Here is a 22490-nt window from a genome sequence, read left to right on the forward strand (position 1 = left end):
AAGACAGTTGTTGGCAGTGTGATGACAAGTAATGGTTTGTCTGTTGTTACTCTAGTAAAAAACCGGTTGGAAATGTCCAACCGGTTTTCCTTTTATTTTCCGCCTCGAGGTGAGATACCAAGAGCGATACGTCCATAACGACTGATGCGTGTCATCTTCCAGACCGGTGAATAAGTGGTTTCCACCTTGACAGAGTTAATACCGTCAATGGATTTTAGCTTTTCAGCGATTTCATAAGGCATAGTCTCTTCACAGCCACAACCAGTATCAGTAAAGGTCATAAGGAAGTAGCAGTGGCCATTTTCATCGACAGTGATTTCATAAATCAAACCAAGGTTGTAAATGTCTAGCTCAATCTCAGGATCGAATACAGTGGTCATTTGTTCGACGATTGGCTCTAAGAAGGGCTGGGCCAAATCATTGACCTTAATATCATCACGGAAGTTTTTCATAGGACTCATTCTTTCTATTTTGCTTTTGTTTATTATGGCATAATTTAAGGCTTTTTTCAATCTCGGATGGCAATATGAGGCTTTAGTAAGCGAGTAAAGTAACAATAAAAAAACTCCAACAGTCAAACCGTTGAAGATAATGTGATTTATGCTTCAATATCAAGTCGTTTTGCAACCAAGGTTGCTCGAATACCATCAAAAATTGGAGCAAGAATGAAAATCCCAAACCTTGTGGAATTGTTCCCACCATTCCTAGATACAACAGATCTGATACCGACCAAACCCAATTTGGAAGTACCGATTGTTTAAGTCAAGGACTTTCCCTCTATATACATTTATACCCACACCTAGTTTACCAAAAGCTTAGCTTCCTATCAAGTAAATTGTTTGAAGAGTGAAAGGAAAAAAGTCCTTCAGATATCCAGAATAACTAGTCAAATTGACAGAAAGGAGTGATTGTGATATTCTCATAGTAAGACATTTCAAGAGAAAATGAGGCTATTATGAGTATTGAAAAGACAGTCAGCGAGATTGCTGAAATCCTTGGTGTTAGTCGTCAAGCAGTCAATAATCGTGTCAAACAACTTCCAGAAGAAGATCTAGAAAAAAATGCTAAAGGGGTTACTGTCGTTAAACGCAGTGGCTTAATTAAGTTGGAGGAAATTTACAAGAAAACCATCTTTGACGATGAGCCAATCGATGAAGAAACAAAACAACGTGAGTTGTTGGAGATTCTTGTAGACGAGAAAAACTCTGAGATTGCCCGTCTCTATGCTCAGTTGAAGGCTAAGGACGAGCAGTTGTCTAATATGGATGATCAATTGCGTGTCAAAGACGTTCAAATCGCCGAAAAGGACAAGCAAATTGATCAACAGCAGCAATTGACCTTGACTGCTATGAAGGACAAGGAAGAGCTTAAGCTGGAACTTGATGAGGCTAAGGTTGAGGTTGATGAAGCCAAGGCCCAAGTGGAAGAAATCCAGACCAAACAAGAAGAAGCTTCTAAAAAAGGTTTCTTTGGACGTCTATTTGGAAAATAAAAAAGAAGCTGGGACTCAGTCTCAGCTTTAACTATTGTAGGAGATTAAAATGGAAAATTTAGAAACTTATATTGCCTTTGATTTGGAGTTTAACACAGTGGATGGTGTTAGCCATATTATCCAAGTATCGGCTGTTAAGCTGAACCAGCATGAGGAAGTGGACCAGTTTGATTCTTTCGTCTATTCGGATGTTCCTTTGCAATCCTTTATCAATGGTTTGACTGGAATTACAGCGGATAAGATTGCCAAGGCACCAAAGCTAGAGTCTGTTTTAGCGGATTTTAAATCATTTGTTGGTGACACTCCACTTATTGGCTACAATGCTCTTAAATCAGATTTGCCTATTCTAGCTGAAAATGGTTTAGACTTGGAAGAGCAATATGCTTTAGATGTTTTCGATGAGGCCTTTGACCGTCGTGCTTCTGATTTGAACGGTATTGTTAACCTCAAGTTGACAAGTGTGGCAGATTTCTTTGGAATCAAGGGACACGGTCATAACAGCTTGGAGGATGCTCGTATGACCGCACAGATTTACGAGAAGTTTCTCGAATTAGATGAGAATGCTAAACTTTTGGAGCAACAGGAAGAAGTCAGTAACAATCCTTTTGCTGCCTTAGGTTTGGGTGGCCTTTTCGACTAGGGATTTACAGAAGCTGTAAAGGTTGTAAAGAGTGATAGCTAACTTTTTCTGTAAGAAAAGAAAATCCTCTAGGGTTAGGGCTTGCATATTACCTAGCGTTATAAGGTAGAATCTAGGTATCAAGGGTGGCCAAGGTCCTCCTTTGATAGAAAATCTTAAAAGGAGGTGACTGAGATGTCGCAGTTTTCAACAGGGGAGTTGGCTAAGGCAGCAGAAGTGTCTGTTAGGACTGTCCAGTACTATGATCAACGAGGTATCTTGACGCCGTCTGAAGTCACAGAAGGTGGTCGGAGAATCTATTACGAATCAGACTTGGAACGCCTGCAAGTCATTTGTTTCTTAAGAGATTTGGATTTCTCAATTAATCAAATCAAAAAACTCTTGCAAGAGGAGAATAGGGAACAGGTTTTAGAGCTTTTGTTGACAGATCAAATCGAGAGCTTGGAAAAGTCTTCGAAGGAAATAGAGGTCAAACTAAAACGTGCCCATCACTTGCAAAAAGAAACTGCTAAGTGGCGTCAACTTTCACTAGAAGATTTGTCAGACATTTCACGTCTTATGGAAAATCAAAAATCATGGCGAAATTTGCAGTTGAGAATGTATGGGAGTATTGTTCTAATCTCCCTTCTTTATCTGGTAAGTCTACTGATAGTCATTTATTATTTTAAGGATCCTAGAGGTTTGTTTGTTGTCTGCCCCGCATTTATCATAGCCACAAATTTAGTGGTGTTTCACTATAGAAAGCAGTTCGAATACCTCTGTCCTAATTGTCATAAGGCTTTTGACCCTAGTTTTAAAGAGTTTGCTCTTGCAGGGCATACTCCTAGGACTCGTAAACTGACTTGTCCTCATTGTCATGTGAAGACCTACTGTCTAGAGTTGGCTAAGACTAAAACGAAATAAATTATTGAACATAAAAAACGCTTGAGAATTGCTTCTCAGGCGTTTTTAGCTTATTCAACTGAACTTAGGGCTTCAAGCATATTTAGTTTGGCAAGGCGTTTGTTAACGACGAAGCCAAGGATAATAAGAATGAAGCCGATAAGAACAGCTGGTAGAAGGTAAGTAGCCAATCCGATAGATGGATCAAACATGATACGATCTGGTGGAATGATGCTTACCATATATTGGTGGAGTGCTTGTCCAAGACCAAACCCTACGAAGATACCGATGATAGACAGGTAAATAGTTTCACGATAGATGTAGAGGGATACTTCATTATTGTAGAAACCAAGAACCTTAACGGTTGAAAGTTCGTGGATACGTTCTGAAACGTTGATGTTAGTTAGGTTATAGAGAACAACCACAGCAAGGAGAATGGAAACCGTAATCAAAATACCAATAACCTGTGTCAATGAATTGACCATAGTGCTGATTTGCAGTTTAAGGTTGTTGTTTTGAACAACACCGTAAACATTTGGTAAGTTGATGAATTTGGTTGCCATATTTTCAACATTTTGCTTAGTTGGTTCAGCGAGAGTAACAAGGTTGGCATTATTCACTGAAGGTGTTCCAAAAGCTTTTTGGTAGTAGCTAGCATTCATAAAGAGGAAATGCCCCATGTACATTTCAGTGATACCAGCTATCTTAATCTTGACAGACTCATCCTGACTGTTTTGCACAGTAATGGTGTCTCCAACCTTAAGGTTTAGGAGTTTTGCCATTTTTTCAGAGATAATTGCTCCGTCATTAGATAGCTTGAGAGTCTTATTGCGGTCTCGGTCATGTAAGCTAACGTAACTGTCAATGAGTTTTTCGTCACGGTCGTTAAAGACAAGGGTTGAGATTTCTTGGGTGTCCTTATTGGTACCAGCAATTTTTTGCAAGGTTTCAAAATGGACATTCAAGTATTCTTTGACGTCTTTGCTATCGAGGAGTTTAGTGAGTTCCTCATCCAGAGCACTTGACGCATTTGGTTGCTTGGCAACAATCATATCATAGTGAATGATGTCTTCAAACTGTTGCTGGTTAAGGTTAGATACAGAAGATCGAATTCCTAAACCTGCGAAGAGAAGTGCAATAGAACCTGCGACACCAAAGAGGGTCATAAACATCCGTTGCTTATATCGGAAAATATTACGCATGGTAACTTTTTCCGTAAAGCTGAGACGTTTCCAAAGCGGTGTGATGCGCTCTAGGACAATCTTAGCTCCTGCACGAGGTGGTTTTGGAAGGAGGAGTTGGGAAGGCTTTTCCCAGAGCTCTTTCTTGGCAACCACAAAGGCAGGTAGCACAGCAGATAAGAGACCTAAAAGGAAGGCCACAAGGGTAAGTCCTAAGTAGAAGTGCAATTCAAAAGCAGGAAGCTGCAAATCGCTCTTATAAGTGTTGTGAATTAGAATCGGAAGTAGTGTATGACCGGTAATAACACCTGCGGTTGTACCAGTAATACTCGTTATCAAGCCATAAATGACGAATTTATGGATAATTCGCGAATTACTGTAACCTAGGGCGTTGAAAATACCAGCCTTACCACGCTCTTCTTCAACAAAGCGTCCCATAGTTACAAAGGTAACCAAAGCTGCCATAAAGTAGAGAGCGACAGGGAAGATGTTACTTACATCGTGAATGATGTTAATATTACTTTCATAAGCAACATATCCCTCGGAACCCGGAATCTCTCGACGTGAGTAGAATTGATAGCTAGGCGCTGGTAAATTATCAACCATTGCTTGACTTTCTTCGAGTTCTTTTTGCTTGGCTTCAATCTTGGTAGTAGCTTCTTTGACATTAGCAGCTTCAGCAGCGTTGCTTGTAGCCATTTGCTGGGTCTGTGCGAGGGCTGTTTCAAGTTCTTGTTTAGCTTGAGTAATTTGAGCTTGAGACTGAGACTTGATCTCAGTTAGGCGTTTCTCAGGTTCATCTTTAAAGAGTTTCTTAAGTTCAGCCTTTCGTTCAGAAATCTTATTTGCGTATTCCTCACTAAAAGGACTAACATTTTCCAAATCCTTGTAGCGGATGCGGGCAATCATGTAATCATTAGAGGTGAAGTCCGTCTCTGGAACAATGGCGTAGCCATCTAGTTTCCCCGTACCAGCGCTGGCATTACCAAGACGGTTCCTAGAGAGAAGTTCAGAGGAATTAACAAAACCAGTAATGGTATATGTTTGTTCCTTTAACTGTTTTTGCCCTGAACTATCTACTGGCTCAGAAAAGTTAATTTTATCTCCGACGCTATATTCTTCTTTATAAGTTGAGGAAAGAGCGATTTCCCCGTCTTTAGTAGGAAGTTTCCCCTCAATAAGGTCGTAAGTGGAGATTTTCTTAGGTTTAGAGAAGATACGAAATGCCGTATTCGTTCCCTTGACGACAGCATCTTTGAAATAACCATACTCGATGTCTACATTCTTCTTTTTAATTGTATTGAGAAGGTCCTGATCGGTTTGGTTGATACTGTAAGTACTGATTAAGCTCAAGTCAGCTGTTTGATGCGTCTTGAAGAAGTGTTCCCCAGTTTTCTTCATATTAGGAGAAGTTACTTTAAGACCAATCAAGGCAAAGGATCCCAGTGCCATAAGTAAGGCAATAGAGAGCATACGCCCTTTAGAAGCTACAAAGGTTCGCCAAACATCTTTCCAATAAGTTGTTTTTTTCATGACGTTGCTCCTTTCTAGTATTCCAAGTCCTCGATTTTTTGTGGATTAGGATTAAGTTCCACACTCTTAATCTTGGCATCGTGCATTCGAATGACACGATCGGCAATTGGAGCTAGAGAAGCATTATGGGTCACGATAATAACAGTTGTTCCCTGTTTGCGAGCCATTTCTTGAAGGAGGGTCAGGATTTGTTTCCCTGTTTGATAATCCAGAGCCCCCGTTGGTTCATCACAAAGAAGAATCTTTGGATTTTTGGCAACGGCGCGTGCAATAGCGACACGTTGTTGCTCCCCACCAGATAGTTGTGATGGGAAGTTGTCTAAGCGGTCTCCCAAACCGACTTCGACGAGTGTTTGAGTAGCATCTTTAGCGTTTGGAACGATTTCAGATGCTAGTTCGACGTTTTCTCTGGCCGTAAGGTTAGAAACTAAGTTGTAAAATTGGAACACAAAGCCAACGTCCTCACGACGATAGGTTGTAAGTTCTTTGGCTGTGTATTCAGAGATATCCTTACCATCAATAATGACGCGGCCTTCGTCATTGGTGTCCATACCACCCAAGATGTTAAGAACGGTTGATTTCCCAGCGCCAGAGGCACCAAGAATAACAACAAGCTCCCCTTTTTCGATATCAAAGCTTACGTCGTTGTTTGCGATAATTTCCAGATCACCGGTTTTATAGCGTTTATAGCTATGCTTCATTTGAATATAAGCCATGAATTTCCCTTTCATACGAAAATAATGATGCTGATAATTACCTATCCTTCCGTACTCTATTGTAACGGATTTTCCTTGGAATATCTAGGTTTTGAGGCAAAAAAAGGTTTAAAAGTGGAGTAGCTCTTCTTACATGTGACAGAAATGTGGACGAAGCGCTTACATATGAGAAAATACTATTTCAAATGAGCTTTGAGTAAGGTGAAGATTTGGTGAAATAGTTATAAAGTTAGGTTATTTTTAGTCTTTTACGGAGTGGATATACTATTTTTTTCAATTTCCATAATTATCGGAGAGTTTAGGTCGGTAAATACTTCATCATAGGGGGTGCCAAAGGAGATCTAGTTTTCCGTCAAAGTTGATGATAGATAAAGAGTTTTTTCATAGTTTCTAGCAATGACGTATCCAGAATACGGACATTTTTTTGAATTTGGAGGATAGATTTTCTATATGGGGAAAGTTATTTATGGGGAAATAGAGGGCTTTTCGTAATGATTTTTTGTGTGTTAGTTATTTTTAAAGAAGTTGTAAACACCTTAAAAATATATATCTAAATGAGAGATGTGCATCTTTAAGATTAGTTGTTTATTATGGGGTGTTCCATAAAGTTACCCTTAAATCCTTTTGTTGTGGTATTTTTTGACTAATAGAGAAATTCTAGTTCCTAATCTTATTTTAGGATATTTAGAATTCGACTTCCTGTCTCAAGAATTCTTTTTTATAGTTACATTTAAAGTGTTTTGACAAAATTTTCTTATCCGATAAAATTTTTTTGGAGATAAGTCAGCAAAAGTGCTTTCTGAAGAATCTGTCTAAAAAACAACTATTATTTCCCTAAGTACTACTTAAAGAAATTACCATTTGCATAGCGTTAAAAAGCTAATCTGATAATAGATTAGCATCAATTTTAAGACATGAAGTTGTCATTTATTTAAAATGCTTAAAAATTAAAGAAACGCTTGAAATCAAGGGGGTTGCATGCTAAGATTGTTATCTGGGTGAAGGGTTGGTCAAACAGCTCAACCAATCTTTTACCTCCTACAGCAGTAAATAGGACGCCTTGTTAGCCAGTTAGAGCTAACCAAATAAATAGTGAGGGATTTATGATTAAGAACAAAGATAATGGTTTTATCGGCAAAGCAATAATCAGCTTGATTGCTACTTTGGGGACTCTGGCTCTGTTTATGGGTACCAGTGGGGCCTCGGCTGACGTCAAAGAAACTCCTAAACTTGATTTAGATGCCAATATGACTAAGGTTCAAACCGTTAGTGATGAGGACTTGAAGAATCATGATGGACAAGCTCAGGATACGAAGAAGCAAGAAACACCTGGACAAAAACAGCCAGAAACTGAAGAATCTAAGACTACAGATGAGGAAACTCCTGACTACATCGTTATCACCGAGGTAGTGGATTCGTCGGAGCATAAGCAGGACTCTAATCAAGTGGTTGATGGAGTAGCTCAAACGCTTGACCCAGACTTGTTGAATGAGATTTTAGCTCAAACTAGCGAGGTTGGAGAATATCAGATTTATGTCAAGAATGATGATGAACTATTAATCTCAGGACCTGTACCTTCCCAAACAGCGAATGAGGATGTGAATTACCCTACTTTAGAAAGTTCATTGGATTCAGCGAGTATCTACTTAGGTCAAAAGAATCGCTATAAATTGGCAAACGAAGAAGACGCACAGTCAGGTCTTGCTTTGGTTGAAGAATAAAATTTTTATATGACTAACACAAAAAGACTTGGATTTCTTGTCCAAGTCTTTTGTATGTTATGACTGAGTTGCTAGATGAGTATATAGAAAAAGGAACCGTGAGATTCCTTTTCATTTTTTAGAATGGCAATTTACCTGCAAAGGCACCCATTGATTTTTTAGTCGCTTCGTCAATTTGTTCAAGAGCATTGTTAAGTGCTTGAACAGTCATATCTTGGAGTGTTTCCACATCATCAGGATCTACGACAGCATCAGAGAAAGTGATGTTAACTACTTTTTTGTCACCAGTTAATTCAGCAACTACCAAGTCTTGTGCTGATTTTCCAGTGAAGGTTGTAGCAGCCAACTCAGCTTGGCTTTTTTCCATTTGTTTCTGAAGCTTTTGAGCTTGCTTCATCATGTTTTGCATGTTCATCATAATATTTTCTAGATTCCTTTCATATCAAGGGTTTAGCCCTTGTTTCTTAAATTTTACTGCCCACTTCTGCCCAGAAATAAGTAGTATAAAAATCTTAACTATTATACCATGTTTAGCTTGATTAACAAAGTAAGGAGAAGTATTGGGGGAATTTGTTAAGACTTGATTTTTTCTTGTTCATAAAACTGTTAGATCAGTTACAAAGCCACTAATCCTTAAATTATGAGACTTGTTAAAAATAGTGTACAATGGTTTATTGTTAATCCGGTCAAAAATTCGATTGGAGATAGAAAAAGAAAGAGAAGACAGTAATGCAAAAAAGAAATATTTTGGGGCTCTTTGTAGGACTAATTATAGGGCTGTATACAGTCTTAGGAATGAGCCTATTTATCTTTATTAATTTAAAATTTAACTCTGTTTATTATGCTCAGCATATCCCTCATAAGGAGGGGACAGAACCGGACATCATTATGCTGATGGAGAATATGGGTTGGGCCTATACACCGGAAATAGAAGGTATTAGCTATGATGAGGACGGGTCGTACGCTATAACTAGAGAAAAAGGAACTAAAACGTCTGTATTAGATCTTACAGGTGATACTCTATTTTTTCATTCGGAGTCAGATGATATGTATCTTCTTAATCGTAATTTTTCTATCCAAGATGCTTTTGACAAACGTTATCACAAGATTAAATATAATCAACGAAAAGTTCAAAAAGAAATTAGAGAAACTGTTCAACCTGTGATTGATGCTCAACCAAAACCATTAGTCAATCTTCAGTGGTTGTTTAATTTATAAAAGTAGGTTTAATTAGAGAATAAGAAAGAGAAGATGACAATGCGAAAAAGAAATATTTTGGGGCTCTTTGTAGGATTAATTATAGGGCTGTATACAGTCTTGGGAATGAGCCTGTTTACCTTTATTAATTTAAAATTTAACTCTGTTTATTATGCTCAGCATATCCCTCATAAGGAGGGGACAGATCCGGATCTCGTTATGTTGGTAGAGAATATGGGATGGATTTATACACCGGAGATTGATGGTATTCGATATGACGATGATGGAACAAATGCTATTATAAATACTAAAAGCAAATCTTTTTTAACAAAAAGTTCAGGAAGCTTTTTATATGATAAAGATAATATGACTGTCGGTTTTGACAGTACGTTTAGATTTGATCACGTCAGTTATTTTTCAGAAGAAGCAAAAAGAATTCAAGTTAATGAATCGAAAATTAAACGAGAGATTAGGGAAGATTTTTCCCCAATTATGAAGGCTCAAACAAAACCTTTTATCAATCTTCAGTGGTTGTTTAATTTAGTTTATCAAAGTAGGTTTAATTAGAGAAAAAGAAAGAGAAGATGACAATGCGAAAAAGAAATATTTTGGGGATTTTTGTAGGACTATTTATAGGGTTGGTTACAGTCTTAGGAATGAGCCTATTTATCTTTATTAATTTAAAATTTAACTCTGTTTATTATGCTCAGCATATTCCTCATAAGGAGGGGACAGAGCCGGATATCGTTATGCTAATGGAGAATAATGGCTGGATTTATACACCGGAATTAGATGGTATTAGCTATGATAAGGACGGGACGTATGCTATAACTAGAAATAAAGGAACGAAAACGTCTATATTAGGTTTTTCAGATGGTACTCTAGTCTTTTACCCGGACTCAGGTGAAAGTTATATTTTTTATCGTAATTTTTCTCTCCAACATGCTTTTGATGAACATTATCATAAGATTAAGTATAATCAACGAAAAGTCCAAAAAGAAATTAGAGAAACTGTTCAACCTGTGATTGATGTTCAACCAAAACCATTAATCAATCTTCAGTGGTTGTTTAATTTAATTTATAAAAATAGGTTTAATTAGAGAATAAGATAGCATATTTATCTCAACTTGATTTAAAAGCTGTTTAAAGTTCTCCCCTTGTTTTCTCGGTTCATAGATAAGATCTTTATCCTCATAAGTCATTTTCATAACAAAAACACCCACCCTAAAGTTAGATTTCATTTGTCTAACTTTGGGGTATTTTTATTGTGAGCCTCTTTCTTTTGCGTTGATTCGTGCTGAACCCTTATTTACCTCAGTAAAAATAAAGAAAAAAATATCTCTTGGCCAGGACCGTTAGTTATGGTAGTGTAAAATAAGTTTTGTAAACACAAAAAGGAATAAATCCGTTATAGTAGAGTTGCGAAACATTACTAGACAGCAGATTATAAACGAAAACGCTTTGCAGTTTGCAAAGTGTTTTTTTACGGTTAGAGGATAGGTGCTAATTCTTCCGAAATAAAAAGTAGTAGAATTGAAAATTATAAGGATGTGGGACTAGGATGTTTTACTTAAATCTCACTTTTGATAGTCAGTCCCTATTAATCTGGAGAAATTTTCATTTGAAGAAGATGAGTGAAAAATGTCTGTATATAGTATAATGATTTTAGAAGAGTTTGAGTCATGGAATTGGGAACCTTGAAAAATAAATTAATACAGAGGGAGGCAACAGTGACATGAAGTCGAAAAGATATACAATTATTGGAATAGTTGCCTTTGTGAGTTTAATTTTCTTTGTAGTAGTGATTTTTTGTGGAAAAGGGCATCAGTGGAGTAATAATGTCGTACAAGGATTTAAATCGCTTGGTCTTAAAGGTAATGTAAAAGTAGTTAGGACATATAAAGAAATTGAAGCATTTCACGGTACTGTTGTTGAAGTGAATTATACTGAGAGATTTTCTGATGGATATTTTTTAGATAAGAATCTTAGAGCAGATATACGGGAATCTAATGGTGAGCATATTTCAGATTTTTATCCTCCGTTATCTACAAAGATCGAAGCATTGCTCAATGACAAGGAAAAAGACTTGTTTGATACTGTTAAATTTAACGAGTTTAGCTTCTTGTTAGATGTTTATAAAATGAGACCGGGTTTTCAACGAGAAGAAGATAAAATCAAAAAAGACGTTGCCAATAAAATTAATAAACTATTTGATAGACAAGTGACGTTTGATTATAGTTATAAATTTGAGCCAGTATCTAGAGAAAAAATCTACGCTACTATTCTTTCACAGGCAGTCAGGAATCGTGATAATGGAGACTTTGAAGCGGCTGGCTTTTATAATATTAGACCTAAAAATTTAATGAAGAGTAAAGCAGTGAGTCTTCATTTGGATTGTATTTTTGCTTCTCTGAATCCTAACGCTAGCAAGTCATCTTCGAGAGAGCATATCGATTATTTTAAAACGAAACTCTTATCTTTGCCCCAAGGCTCATTTTCTGATGGAATCTATGAAATACGTGGTAATTATTATAGTGAAGAAGGGGAAAGTATTGATGTAACTTGTATATTTGTTGTTGAAGGCGGTGTTGGTCACTTTGAAGAAGATAAAATGAACTAAAAACAGAAAATACATCTGAATGAAATTTGGTATAAAAAGTATCTATACTTGCGTCGTCACTTAAAAGATATTTACTATTGTGACAGTAATCAAGGGGTTAATATAATAAATAAAACAATAGAGATGGGGGATTGACTTTGATAAAAAAACTACTAAGGGTATCCTTAATATCTGTATTACTAATACTTTTGTTAATATCTATATTTAAATCAATCGATAACAGGAATAGGACTTATGATAGTGAATTCATAACTTCATTGGCAAAAGGATTGGATGAACGTTGGAAAGTTAATGCCCAAAAGGATGATGATGAAAAGGAAATTGAAGACTATAAATCTTATATAGATTATGAACTAATTGAAATTGAACAGTATAAAAATAGGAAATTTAAAAATCCTAAGTTAAAGAGATTAGCTAACACATATATTAGCATCCAAAGGAATGAAAGAGAAGCGATAGAAAATCAAAATTTTGTGGATAGTACTTTTGTAAGTGAATGGAATCAATACCAAAATAAACGTTTTGAATTGCTTCTAGATATTAACTCAATAGTTGAAATTCCTGTTCAGGATAAAAACATTCTAGATAGTATATTGAAATCTGGTAAAGCTGTGAAAGAATTTAATAGAGTTTACGGAATATTAGTAGATACTTTTGATCCCAAAAACTTCGTAGTTGAAGAGGTCACAGGTGTATCGGGAAAAGAGAAGCGCTACATAGGGGATTTTGAAAATACTACAGGTCATTACATCAATTACATAGATATTAGCATTGATTTTTATGATGAAAATGATAAAGTTTATTCTGGTTTTCGGTTTAACACAAGATATGTATGGGAAAATGGAACTAAAAAAAGCTTCGAATTCTCGATTCCAGATTCAGATACGAGGTTCAAATATTTTAAGGTCAATTTGGGTGAAAAAAGTTTTAGCTTTGAGTAGATTTTCTATTTTATAGAAGGGTAGACAATAGTGTTTCAACTAAGTTCTAAAAATAGATAGTTATGCAAAAAAGAGGTATAAAAATACCTCTTTTTGTTCACTCTTCAATTATGCTGTTACTGTCCATTTACTGTCCTATATAGTGTAAAATATATAAAAGTTGTTAAGTTTACTAGTAGTTAAATCCCTTAAAATCAGTATTTATGATGATAACAAGCCTAAAAAATTCTTGGAACAAGTTTTGCATGGTTTAACAGTGGTTGATGAGTTAGGGACAAGTTTTTCCTATGAACGGGATAATCCTAAAGTAAAGCGAAATTTTACTTTATGCCATGAGTTAGGACACTTTATTTTGGATCATGAAGGGGCTTATTTTGCGGAGTCTGTAGATAATCAAGAGGACATCTTAGAGCGAGAGGCAAATATATTTTCTGCTGTAGTACTAATGCCTGACATTGTCCTTCTGTCAAAAATATACTATAATTGCGAGACCTTCCATCAAATACAAAATAGTCTCGAAGTTTCAAAACAGGCTTTATTTTTTCGTCTTTTAGACTTTCTACGGGAATATTATCCTGGTAAAGGTAGTGAAATCAAACAAGCAGTTGAGGCTTATATTGAAGGGAAGAACGCTTCCATTTTTCGTTTGTTTCATAATATTAGAGAGCAAATCATCAAGGAGTTTCATCAGTTTCAACCTTCCCTTATTAATCGGATAAAGCAAAGAATTAGTAATGTAGGTTTTGTAACAAGTCAAGAATACCCAGATTTATTGAATCAAGATAACTGGAAAGAAATCAAGGAGGAATGTATTAATTTAAAAACGTGGCTTATTTATAATAAAGGAAAGTCGATTGCGTATGTTTGGGATAAAGAAAAATTCTCAGATAAAGAGGCAAGGAAAAAAGCAGAAATAAAATTACTATTAATGTGAGGTGGAGTTATGTATCAACCAGAAAAGTTGAAAGCTCGAAGAAAAGAGCTAAAAATGACTCAAAAGGAGATAGCAGATCGATTAGGAATCAGTTATCAAGCCTATTCTGCATGGGAACGTGGAGTAAAAAAACCATCTAGAAAAAAAGTGAAACAGTTGGAGCAGATTCTAAACGTCCCAAAAGATTATTTTACAGAAATTGAGATTGTTCGTCTGTATAATACATTGTCAAATAAAGGTAAAGATCAAGTAGTAGAATATACTCGTAACTTGGTGCAAAAAGAGAAAACTCAACAAGTAGTATCAGTTTCAGAAAATCTCTATGAGTACCATGTATACGAAAAAATGTCTGCTGGTATTGGTACATCAGTTTATGATAATCGAAATTACGACACTGTTTATTTCAATGAAGAACTAGCTCATGATTTTGCCTCTTGGGTATCTGGAGATTCTATGGAACCTAAATATCAAAATGGTTCAGTAGCTCTTATCCGTGAGACAGGTTTTGATTATGATGGAGCAGTATATGCTGTAGTATGGAACTTTCAGACCTTTATCAAGAAAGTCTACCGTGAGAAAGAGGGGCTACGCCTAGTTTCTATTAACAAGGCTTATAAGGACATCTATATTTCTTATGATGAAAACCCTCGTATTGTGGGTAAAATTGTAGGAGACTTTATGCCATTAGAGGTGTAAGTTAGGAGAATACCATGGGAATGACGTATAAAGCAAAATTAGAAAAAGCTAAAATGAGGAATATCACTATCCCCTCAGAAATTTTGGGAAAAGATATTGTGGGCATATATAAGTTTTTTGCCATTTTAGAAGATGAAAAAGTCTGTTTTTATATTGGAAAATCAACTAATATCAGAGAACGATTGTTGTCTTCAATCGGCCATATTCATTTGTTTTTTAAAGAATCAGAGAAGTTAGTACCATCTGAAATTAAATATTATCTTGATCAAAATTATGAGATTTTAGTTGAAATAGAAGAGGTTGATTACTTCGATACGGACTTTAGCAGAGCATCTCATCGACTTTCTTTGGCTGAAATAACTGAAATTGTTAAATATCAAAGTATGGGACAATGTTTGAAGCAATTACCAGAAGGCATAGGAAAAGGTGAAAGGGAATATTGGGAAAACAACTATAAAAGATATAGATAATGGGCTATTTTGATTGTTCACGGGAACCAAAATCTGATATTGCTTTTGTGGATATGAGATCTTTCTATACTAGTGTTGAGTGTGTGGAACGTGGATTGCATCCTTTAAGGAGCTCGATTTGTGTGATGAGTAGATTAGATAATTTAAACGGACTTATCTTAACCTCCTCTCCAATGTTCAAGAAAGTCTTTTGAGCACCACAAGAGGCGAAGTCACAAACTCCGCCTCCTTCTACATATTTTTTGTTGTAATAGCATATTTTATTTGAAATATCAAGACTTGTGCTTGATAAAGCTAGAAAACTTACCCTTTTCCAGCAAGAATATCTGATACTTTATACAATCCTGGGGAATATGTCCGACCAAATAGTTTTTTCGTCAAGGTATTAAACGTATAATGGTCATCTAAAATCAAGACTTCGTCATACGTCTTTAAGAGTGCAATAAAGTCATCGTCTGTTAAATTGGAATTATCTCTAGTATCGATATTTTTATTGCTGAGGTAATAACTTGTTGCGCTGTCTCTGTATGATGCCATTAAATCTAAAAATTTTTGGTCAACCGACACAAAATTTTCTCTGGCATCAACATTGACATCCCACAGATAATAACGACTAGCATATTGGGCAAAATAATTATCTACATTCTCCTTATCTGCTGTTACAACCAAAATTCTATCCGTTGACGAATTACTCTGACTTCCAGTAAACTGACGAATTTCTTTTGCGACCTCGTTTGTTTCCTGATTGTTATTGTAAACAATGCCATTATTTTCTGACAAGAACATTCCAATGGCATAAACTGTCAAAACAAGGCTCGCGTATTGGTACAAGCGTTTATTAAATAAGCTCTTGTAAGACCTAGCATTACGTTTACTAATGATTTTTTCATACAGGCCCTTGTCCATTACCCATGCTAAAGCCATGGTCAAACAACCAAAAGCAAAGATAACGATGCTCGAAGCATAGCGCTCAAATCCTGCTAATTCTAACGCTTCATCAGTCGGCATTGCTGTCAGATACATGAGTAAAATGCCAATATAGTAAGTCACAATCGAAATATCAACAAATCCCCAAGTCAACAAGACAAATTTCTTATATTTCAAACGAATGCCAATCACAATAAAGGCAATCAGCATAATCAGATTGATTATCAAAATTCCATTGCTTGCCAAACTGTCAAACGTAAACACCGATTTGACAAAAAGAGTGATAATTTTTTGTGGGACGCCTGACAGATTTCCAGTCAATACCTGACCAAGTTCTGACATGGACACCGCATGCTTGGCACTTGAGGCATTTGGGAAATTATCCGTCACATGCTTTTGCCAAATAACAAAAGGAAGACAGCTGACTAGCAAGGTCATTATGAGCAGCACTAGTGCTTTTAAACGTGCTCTTTTACGAACAAGTAAACGCACAATACAAACCACATAAACTACTAAAACGAGAGCGACAAAGAAAAGTCCATCTACTTTGACGATACTTAATAATCCAAGAATTACCGCCGTATTTAGCGACAAAAACCAGAAACGATTACGATAGACAAAACAACCTGCTATGGCTGCCAAGGCCAAGGCCGGAAGCAGAAAATCAACCAGCAAATTATTTAATCGAATAGCAACGTTGAACGTATTAAAAACAGCAAACGAAGCAAAAATCATGCTAACCATTAAGACACGTCGATCATCACGAAGTGCCGCAAACATGGCATAAAGACTGGAAGCAATCAAGAAGAATTGCCCGACCAACATACTACCTTCTGAAAAGCCTACGATAGTCGTGAAAAAATAAATGAAAAGTGAACTTCCAACAGGATAGGTATAATAACTAATAATCGTATCCTGCTGTGTTGGCAAAGCATTATTGATATGGAAAAATTTTACAATCGTTGCCCAATGCGTAAAATTATCATAATGTAAAAGCGGTGAATGCCAGAGCGTTATTCCAAACAAAAGCAAATAAGCCATCATTCCAAGCGCAATATAATCAAGTCTCCTAAAGCGATATTTCTTTTTCCATACCGCCCAAAGATAATAAAGACTCAAAAGACAGCCCAAAACAGAAATGGCATACACGGTCTGCAACATAAAGCCTAACAAACTACCAAGGTACAATACCAATGTAATGACTGAAAATGTAAACACCCATGTCAGACGGCGATTCATCTTCACAGTATTACGGAAAAAGGCATTGTACCCCATGGTAATCACAAAGAACAACAGTAATCTAGCAATACTAATCATACTCTCCCTCTCCATTCATTTGCTAAGGCTTTAAAAGCAGGTAAGCTATCCAAATCCGCTAAATTGGTAACTCGATAAAGCGATTCGTCTCTATCAGTATCATAGGACACAAAAGTCAACTGAATTGGCAAATCTTTGTAGGTAAATGCGACATTCGGTTCTTTTTTAGTATTTGTCAATTTTCCAGAAAATGTCATGTAATAATAATCTGTCTTTCTAAGCTGGCATTTTTTTCCAGCAACCTGAACCTCTTCATTGACACGAACTTTCGGAAAAGCTACTTGGTCATAGGCTGAAACAGGACGTTCATTATTTTGGAAACGTTGACTAAAGTTCTCAAATAAATCATCCCATGTTGTCATCCAAGGGTCTTTTTCCTTCGGAAGATTGTAATTAATGCGGTCATAAATGTACTGATAAAATTCGCGCTTATCAGCTTCAGGAACTTCTGAAAATTGAACGCCGTAGCGCCAACCATTATCAATCGCAAAAACACGAACAACATGACCTTTTACCCTCGCATGGTAATCACGTGATTGCAAATTAAGCGTCAGTTCTTTTTCTTTCGGCAAATACAATGGTAAATCCGTATAGAATGAAATCCCCGTTTCTGAAATATCACAGACTCTCACTTGGTAAGAATCATCATCAACCTCAATAACCATAGCTTCATCAACAGTAAAACGCTCACTTGAGCGATAAATCGGACGACCAAGCGCACAGAAAATCGCAAAGGTCAAATTGATGATATGATAAATCAACCAAAAACTGATAATACTTCCATAAAAAAGCTCTGAACCAAATTTTCCATAGTTAAAAGTCACCAAACCATAAACGGCTAATCCCCATAAAACAAGATAAGGAAGCGCATAAAGGTACAACGTCCACGACGTATAATTTCCCTTACGTGTCACCTTAAATTTTTTATTGCTAATGCCAAAGGACTCCAACATCATGGGAATAAACAAATACGGAGCAAAAATCGTTTCCACAATTTCTCCCCAAACCTGTGTTTGGTATTGTTTTGAGACTTCTCGCATTGACAAGCGTGTCAAGGCGAAACTTGGCAACCAGAATAGGAACAGTAGCCAGATATTTGACACCACCACACGCACATGGAAAACCGTATATAAAATCGGTGCCAAGATATACAATAACCGTCTAAAGAAAGACCACCAATAAAGATAGCCATTAATATAAACAATTCTTTGCCCCATTGTCAATTTGGGATTAAAGAAGATATTCATATTGTAGCTACTGCGAATAACGCCACGTCCCCAGCGCACGCGCTGTTTGATGACACTCTTCAAATCTGTCGGCGTTAACCCGCTAGCCATTGGACTTTTCGTCGAATAATTTACATAACCAGCCGCATTTATCCGAACACCTAGCTCGAAATCCTCCGTAATGGTATCTGTCGGAAAACCACCAACATCTTCAATCGCCTTGCGGAAAATAAGCGTATTAGACCCCGTATAAAGCGCTGCACCGTGCGAATTATTGAAAACATTAATTTCTTTGGAAAAGAAATCTTGTTCGTTTGGTAAGGTTGATTCTGAAAACAAGTTAAATTGGAAAATATCAGCATTGTAAAAACTTTGTGGCGTTTGAATCAAACCAACTTTTGACTTATCATAATCGTCACCATTTTCATAAGCCTCAACTTGTTCAACAAAATAAGGCACAGTTTCCAACAGGAATTCACGATAAGGAATCATATCCGCATCAAATGTCGCCACCAAAGGTGATGACGTCTGACGTAAAGCATTATTGTAGTTTCCTGATTTGGCATCTTTATTATCCGCCAAACCAAAATAACCAACACCAAGCTCATCAGCCAATTTGGCAACTTCTAGACGATTGGTATCATCACAGACGTAGATATGCACCTTAGACTTATCAGGATATTCCATAAAAGTGCAGGCATTAATCGTCTTATAAAGCAACTCTGGATCCTCATTATGCGTTGCAATCAAAACATCCACATCTGGGTAACGCTCCTTAGCAATCTCAGGCTTTTCAAGCTCAAAGTCCTTTTGCTTATTCCAAATGAGAATGTAGCCTGTAATGGCTGAAACTACCTCACTTCCCCACAATAAAATCCCAAAGATCAGCGCAAACCATGAATCATGCCACGGGATAGTCGCCACCAAACGCCAAGTTAAATAAAAGGCAGTCGTTACAAATGCAACGAAATAGAGTATCCTCTTACTAGTCTTCATTCTCACCTCCACTAAAAATCAAATGTTTTTGCACAAAATAACTGACAATGAAAAGTGTACCGTCAACTAAAATCTTCACCAATGAAATTGGCAGCGTCGTCAAGGCATTTCCTAGAACTGTAACCAATAAACTTGACAAAACAATCTGTACTACCACCAAAGTGAAGTATTTTATCGCACTATTTGATTGACCTCGTTTAAAGACCACCTTACGATTCAAGGTGAAATTAACAACAGATGATATCACACGCGCTAAAATCGAAGCTAACGTCACCGCACTAAAACTTAATCCATTAAACAAAGAAATTAAAATCGTAAAAGCAACAATATCAACCAAGAAGGAAAACAATGATGAAAAAATGTACTTGAAGAAAACCTTGTAAATTCTAATCGAGTCACGAATCACATCAAAATGCGACGACTGATTTTCATCCAAATAAATCGTTGCAATGCCAACTTCACAAATCGGAATATTGTCCTCTTTTGCCTCAAGTAACATATTCATCTCAAATTCATACCGTTCACCTTCCACGGTTAAGAGTTTTGGCAACCATGACATAGGAATCACACGAAGCCCCGTTTGCGTATCAGAAACGTTCACACCTGTCATAGCCCCCAAGACGTCTCTTGTCAATAAATTTCCAAATTTACTACGTAAAGGAACAGATTTTTCAAATGTTCTAACACCCAGCACCAAACTATCAGGATGTTGCAAAAATTCAGCCAAACATTTCATCATGTCTTCGTAGGTGTGTTGACCATCAGAATCAATCGTCACAATTCCTTTGGCATTAGGAAAATTGTCCAAAGTATATGAAATAGCCGTTTTTAAAGCACGACCTTTTCCTTTATTATCAGCATGTCTTTGCAAATGACAAGCATAGTTACTCTGCGCTATTGCAAATAACGGTGCAAAATCAGCTCCACTACCGTCATCGACTAGAATAATGTCAAACATTTGATTTTCCTTATCCCGAATATTTTTCAAAAGTTCCAACAAACGGTCATCAGGTTCATAGGCAGGAATGACAATAACAACATCTTGAAACATCATCGACGTTCTCCTTTTTGACTTTTATTTTCGTACATTTTCTTATCAGCTATTACAAATAACGGTGCAAAATCAGCTCCACTACCGTCATCGACTAGAATAATATCAAACATCTGATTTTCCTTTCTGACTTTTATTTTCGTACATTTTCTTATCAGCTATTGCAAAAAAATCAACGAAGTTTTTATGTGATTGATAAGAGTCCGTATAAGCACCTAAAGATGCTGTAATCCCCATATCTTTGAGAGTCATTTCTGCTTGAACAAGTTTTATTAAAAATTCAGCTTGATTTTCAGAAACTCCAGGGAGTAAAACCGCAAATTCATCTCCACCTAACCTTGCTATTACAGCACTTTCAGGCATTATCTTCGTTAAAATATCACCAAATTCAATTAGAATCTTATCTCCCGTAGCATGTCCAAAGGTATCATTTGCTTCCTTGAATTTATCCAAATCAGATATAATAACCGTAATTTGTTCTTCTTTACGTGTCAGACATTCCTCAAAAGCAAGCTCAATATATCGTCGATTATGAACCCGTGTTAAAACATCTTCGTATGCCATCCTCTGTATTTCAAGTTCATGAAGTCTCTGCTCTGTAACATCAAGAACAAAACAAAAAACACCAATCACTTTTTGGCGATTGTTATAAATGGGAGAATACATATTTTGCCAGTAAAGCGTTTTGTCGCCTGTCTTAATAGTATCCATAAATATAAATGTTTCACCCTTTTTCGCACGATCAACATTTGCTTTTAAACGCGCAGCATCTTCACTATTAAGATAATTCATTGGAAAGTCACCAATTTTGGGAGTGAAATAAAAGATTTCTTCCATGAGCCGAATATCATTCTTATTAACCGCAATAAAACGATAATCTAAGTCTACAGCATAGACGTTAATAAGTTTCGAACTCTGTAAGATAAAGTGGGATAGCATATGCTGTCTTCGATTAAGGTAAGATGCTAGGGTCCAAAGAACTAGTATTCCTATAAAGATTGCTAAAACGATGGGATTATCATGGTCAATCAAAACATCATCATACACTAAGCGCATTAATAACATTAACGCAGCAAAAATACTTAAGTATGTTAACAATCTTTGATGCTTGATTAAAAAATCACTTACTTTTCCTAATACCATTACAGTCTCACCATTCTAAGTAGTTTTAATACCTTCAGCATCCAAACCATCTGTCACAAAACGTCCTGTAAAACCACCGATGAAGCCCGTTGCAGTATTATCAACACCTAAGCGTTGCAAAATACGACTAACATTAATACCCTTACCGCCAGCGAACTTATCATCACTCTCCATACGGTTAACTTCACCAATCTCTACTTTATCGATACGAACAATGAAGTCGATTGATGGGTTTAGCGTCACAGTATAAATCATACTTCAATAACCCTCGTTTTCTCTTTTAATTATTTAAGGAGCCCTTCTTCCGAAGCATTTGTGATTATGGTTACTTTCTCAACCTCGGCTACCTTAGCATAGGTAACCTGACCAAGTTTAGAAGCATCAGCTAGAACATAGGCTTTTTGCGCATTAGCTATCACTGTTCGTTTAATGACCGCCTCTTCCATATCTGGCGTTGTGAAATAATTGGCATCAACTCCATTAGCACCAATGAAAAGGAAAATGAGTTATCCTTTCTCCAAAAGCATTAAAGGGAATGCCCTCGCTATTGGTCTTGTTTTGCAAATGATGTAAAGTAGATAAAGAAAAAGGTCTCAATAAAAAGACTATCATTACGTATAAAATTCAAGAAGTAAGACAAGAAAACTAAGTCATATCATCCAAGGATATCAATTGTTTTGAGATTTTCTAGTCTTCTCCCCCGAATTTAAAAATACACTATTTAATAAATAAAAAAACTGCAGGAGAAAAAACGCTTTGCTAATAAAAGTGTTTTTGAATCCAGCAGTATTGCTAATTTACATATAT

Annotated in this window: 20 protein-coding genes and 3 pseudogenes; 13 read left to right on the forward strand and 10 right to left on the reverse strand. The window is 36.4% G+C overall.

Annotated elements, in window-relative coordinates:
• Positions 1-92: 92 nt before the first annotated feature.
• Positions 93-452, reverse strand: a complete 360-nt coding sequence (locus H7U01_RS02915; RefSeq protein ID WP_037598415.1) for a metal-sulfur cluster assembly factor — start codon at positions 450-452, stop codon at positions 93-95.
• Between the two features lie 503 nt (positions 453-955).
• Here H7U01_RS02915 and H7U01_RS02920 point away from each other — a divergent pair.
• The 3 genes from H7U01_RS02920 (at position 956) to H7U01_RS02930 (ending at position 3035) form a co-directional block, all read left to right on the forward strand.
• A complete protein-coding gene (locus H7U01_RS02920; protein WP_002884601.1) occupies positions 956-1492 on the forward strand; it encodes a DUF536 domain-containing protein in 537 nt (178 codons plus the stop codon).
• Positions 1493-1541: 49 nt separating this feature from the next.
• A complete protein-coding gene (locus H7U01_RS02925; RefSeq protein WP_002891650.1) occupies positions 1542-2132 on the forward strand; it encodes a 3'-5' exonuclease in 591 nt (196 codons plus the stop codon).
• Positions 2133-2306: 174 nt separating this feature from the next.
• A complete protein-coding gene (locus H7U01_RS02930; protein WP_064524278.1) occupies positions 2307-3035 on the forward strand; it encodes a MerR family transcriptional regulator in 729 nt (242 codons plus the stop codon).
• 50 nt (positions 3036-3085) lie between these two features.
• Here H7U01_RS02930 and H7U01_RS02935 read toward each other — a convergent pair whose 3' ends face one another.
• Positions 3086-5728, reverse strand: a complete 2643-nt coding sequence (locus tag H7U01_RS02935; RefSeq protein WP_064524276.1) for an FtsX-like permease family protein — start codon at positions 5726-5728, stop codon at positions 3086-3088.
• Between the two features lie 14 nt (positions 5729-5742).
• Positions 5743-6444 (reverse strand): ABC transporter ATP-binding protein, encoded by a 702-nt coding sequence (locus tag H7U01_RS02940; protein ID WP_002884692.1) that lies wholly within the window; start codon positions 6442-6444, stop codon positions 5743-5745.
• A gap of 1103 nt (positions 6445-7547) precedes the next feature.
• On the opposite strand from H7U01_RS02940, the gene H7U01_RS02945 reads away from it, so the two are divergent.
• Entirely contained in the window at positions 7548-8165 is a 618-nt protein-coding gene (locus H7U01_RS02945; protein WP_037599168.1) for a hypothetical protein, read from the forward strand.
• 118 nt (positions 8166-8283) lie between these two features.
• Here H7U01_RS02945 and H7U01_RS02950 read toward each other — a convergent pair whose 3' ends face one another.
• Positions 8284-8583, reverse strand: a complete 300-nt coding sequence (locus H7U01_RS02950) for a YbaB/EbfC family nucleoid-associated protein (RefSeq protein WP_064524274.1) — start codon at positions 8581-8583, stop codon at positions 8284-8286.
• A 311-nt stretch (positions 8584-8894) separates the two neighbouring features.
• Between H7U01_RS02950 and H7U01_RS02955 the strand changes: the two genes are divergently transcribed.
• From H7U01_RS02955 to H7U01_RS02995, 9 genes and pseudogenes are all read left to right on the forward strand, one after another.
• Complete coding sequence (locus H7U01_RS02955) at positions 8895-9383, forward strand: hypothetical protein (protein WP_371505992.1); 489 nt, start codon at positions 8895-8897, stop codon at positions 9381-9383.
• 39 nt (positions 9384-9422) lie between these two features.
• Positions 9423-9929 (forward strand): hypothetical protein, encoded by a 507-nt coding sequence (locus tag H7U01_RS02960; RefSeq protein WP_183135903.1) that lies wholly within the window; start codon positions 9423-9425, stop codon positions 9927-9929.
• Positions 9930-9952: 23 nt separating this feature from the next.
• Positions 9953-10462 (forward strand): hypothetical protein, encoded by a 510-nt coding sequence (locus tag H7U01_RS02965; RefSeq protein ID WP_195435521.1) that lies wholly within the window; start codon positions 9953-9955, stop codon positions 10460-10462.
• A 635-nt stretch (positions 10463-11097) separates the two neighbouring features.
• Positions 11098-11982 carry a hypothetical protein gene (locus H7U01_RS02970; RefSeq protein WP_195435448.1) on the forward strand — a complete coding sequence of 295 codons (885 nt, stop codon included), beginning with the start codon at positions 11098-11100 and terminating at the stop codon, positions 11980-11982.
• Between the two features lie 257 nt (positions 11983-12239).
• On the forward strand, positions 12240-12923 hold the full coding sequence (locus H7U01_RS02975) for an FxLYD domain-containing protein (RefSeq protein WP_260318066.1): 684 nt from the start codon (positions 12240-12242) through the stop codon (positions 12921-12923).
• 193 nt (positions 12924-13116) lie between these two features.
• The gene (locus tag H7U01_RS02980) at positions 13117-13857 is read left to right on the forward strand and encodes an ImmA/IrrE family metallo-endopeptidase (RefSeq protein WP_227853304.1); all 741 of its coding nucleotides are present in this window, start codon (positions 13117-13119) and stop codon (positions 13855-13857) included.
• Between the two features lie 9 nt (positions 13858-13866).
• Positions 13867-14553, forward strand: a complete 687-nt coding sequence (locus H7U01_RS02985; RefSeq protein ID WP_201041091.1) for a helix-turn-helix domain-containing protein — start codon at positions 13867-13869, stop codon at positions 14551-14553.
• Positions 14554-14567: 14 nt separating this feature from the next.
• On the forward strand, positions 14568-15023 hold the full coding sequence (locus H7U01_RS02990; RefSeq protein WP_195413976.1) for a hypothetical protein: 456 nt from the start codon (positions 14568-14570) through the stop codon (positions 15021-15023).
• Positions 15023-15214: pseudogene (locus H7U01_RS02995) on the forward strand (DNA polymerase); the annotation flags it as partial. The gene H7U01_RS02990 and the pseudogene H7U01_RS02995, both read left to right, overlap by 1 nt.
• A gap of 112 nt (positions 15215-15326) precedes the next feature.
• Here H7U01_RS02995 and H7U01_RS03000 read toward each other — a convergent pair.
• The 6 genes and pseudogenes from H7U01_RS03000 to H7U01_RS03025 form a co-directional block, all read right to left on the reverse strand.
• Positions 15327-17267 carry a hypothetical protein gene (locus tag H7U01_RS03000; RefSeq protein WP_201041092.1) on the reverse strand — a complete coding sequence of 647 codons (1941 nt, stop codon included), beginning with the start codon at positions 17265-17267 and terminating at the stop codon, positions 15327-15329.
• Complete coding sequence (locus H7U01_RS03005) at positions 17264-19489, reverse strand: glycosyltransferase family 2 protein (protein ID WP_060972932.1); 2226 nt, start codon at positions 19487-19489, stop codon at positions 17264-17266. The genes H7U01_RS03000 and H7U01_RS03005 overlap by 4 nt, the downstream gene beginning before the upstream one ends.
• Positions 19479-20543 carry a bifunctional glycosyltransferase family 2/GtrA family protein gene (locus H7U01_RS03010; protein WP_073688540.1) on the reverse strand — a complete coding sequence of 355 codons (1065 nt, stop codon included), beginning with the start codon at positions 20541-20543 and terminating at the stop codon, positions 19479-19481. The genes H7U01_RS03005 and H7U01_RS03010 overlap by 11 nt, the downstream gene beginning before the upstream one ends.
• 102 nt (positions 20544-20645) lie before the next feature.
• Positions 20646-21683, reverse strand: a complete 1038-nt coding sequence (locus H7U01_RS03015) for a GGDEF domain-containing protein (RefSeq protein ID WP_060973110.1) — start codon at positions 21681-21683, stop codon at positions 20646-20648.
• Positions 21684-21704: 21 nt separating this feature from the next.
• A pseudogene (locus tag H7U01_RS03020) lies at positions 21705-21938 on the reverse strand (PfkB family carbohydrate kinase); the annotation flags it as partial.
• A gap of 29 nt (positions 21939-21967) precedes the next feature.
• Positions 21968-22177: pseudogene (locus H7U01_RS03025) on the reverse strand (UDP-N-acetylglucosamine 2-epimerase); the annotation flags it as partial.
• Positions 22178-22490: the final 313 nt, after the last annotated feature.

This window comes from Streptococcus sp. 21.1 (assembly GCF_016648635.1).
In the GTDB taxonomy this organism is placed as follows: domain Bacteria; phylum Bacillota; class Bacilli; order Lactobacillales; family Streptococcaceae; genus Streptococcus.

What these genes read in the sequence shown, in the direction of transcription:
- H7U01_RS02915 (WP_037598415.1), bottom strand. Translation starts at nt 452, where the DNA reads ATGAAAAACTTCCGTGATGATATTAAGGTCAATGATTTGGCCCAGCCC.
- H7U01_RS02920 (WP_002884601.1), top strand. Translation starts at nt 956, where the DNA reads ATGAGTATTGAAAAGACAGTCAGCGAGATTGCTGAAATCCTTGGTGTT.
- H7U01_RS02925 (WP_002891650.1), top strand. Translation starts at nt 1,542, where the DNA reads ATGGAAAATTTAGAAACTTATATTGCCTTTGATTTGGAGTTTAACACA.
- H7U01_RS02930 (WP_064524278.1), top strand. Translation starts at nt 2,307, where the DNA reads ATGTCGCAGTTTTCAACAGGGGAGTTGGCTAAGGCAGCAGAAGTGTCT.
- H7U01_RS02935 (WP_064524276.1), bottom strand. Translation starts at nt 5,728, where the DNA reads ATGAAAAAAACAACTTATTGGAAAGATGTTTGGCGAACCTTTGTAGCT.
- H7U01_RS02940 (WP_002884692.1), bottom strand. Translation starts at nt 6,444, where the DNA reads ATGGCTTATATTCAAATGAAGCATAGCTATAAACGCTATAAAACCGGT.
- H7U01_RS02945 (WP_037599168.1), top strand. Translation starts at nt 7,548, where the DNA reads ATGATTAAGAACAAAGATAATGGTTTTATCGGCAAAGCAATAATCAGC.
- H7U01_RS02950 (WP_064524274.1), bottom strand. Translation starts at nt 8,583, where the DNA reads ATGATGAACATGCAAAACATGATGAAGCAAGCTCAAAAGCTTCAGAAA.
- H7U01_RS02955 (WP_371505992.1), top strand. Translation starts at nt 8,895, where the DNA reads ATGCAAAAAAGAAATATTTTGGGGCTCTTTGTAGGACTAATTATAGGG.
- H7U01_RS02960 (WP_183135903.1), top strand. Translation starts at nt 9,423, where the DNA reads ATGCGAAAAAGAAATATTTTGGGGCTCTTTGTAGGATTAATTATAGGG.
- H7U01_RS02965 (WP_195435521.1), top strand. Translation starts at nt 9,953, where the DNA reads ATGCGAAAAAGAAATATTTTGGGGATTTTTGTAGGACTATTTATAGGG.
- H7U01_RS02970 (WP_195435448.1), top strand. Translation starts at nt 11,098, where the DNA reads ATGAAGTCGAAAAGATATACAATTATTGGAATAGTTGCCTTTGTGAGT.
- H7U01_RS02985 (WP_201041091.1), top strand. Translation starts at nt 13,867, where the DNA reads ATGTATCAACCAGAAAAGTTGAAAGCTCGAAGAAAAGAGCTAAAAATG.
- H7U01_RS02990 (WP_195413976.1), top strand. Translation starts at nt 14,568, where the DNA reads ATGGGAATGACGTATAAAGCAAAATTAGAAAAAGCTAAAATGAGGAAT.
- H7U01_RS03000 (WP_201041092.1), bottom strand. Translation starts at nt 17,267, where the DNA reads ATGATTAGTATTGCTAGATTACTGTTGTTCTTTGTGATTACCATGGGG.
- H7U01_RS03005 (WP_060972932.1), bottom strand. Translation starts at nt 19,489, where the DNA reads ATGAAGACTAGTAAGAGGATACTCTATTTCGTTGCATTTGTAACGACT.
- H7U01_RS03010 (WP_073688540.1), bottom strand. Translation starts at nt 20,543, where the DNA reads ATGATGTTTCAAGATGTTGTTATTGTCATTCCTGCCTATGAACCTGAT.
- H7U01_RS03015 (WP_060973110.1), bottom strand. Translation starts at nt 21,683, where the DNA reads ATGGTATTAGGAAAAGTAAGTGATTTTTTAATCAAGCATCAAAGATTG.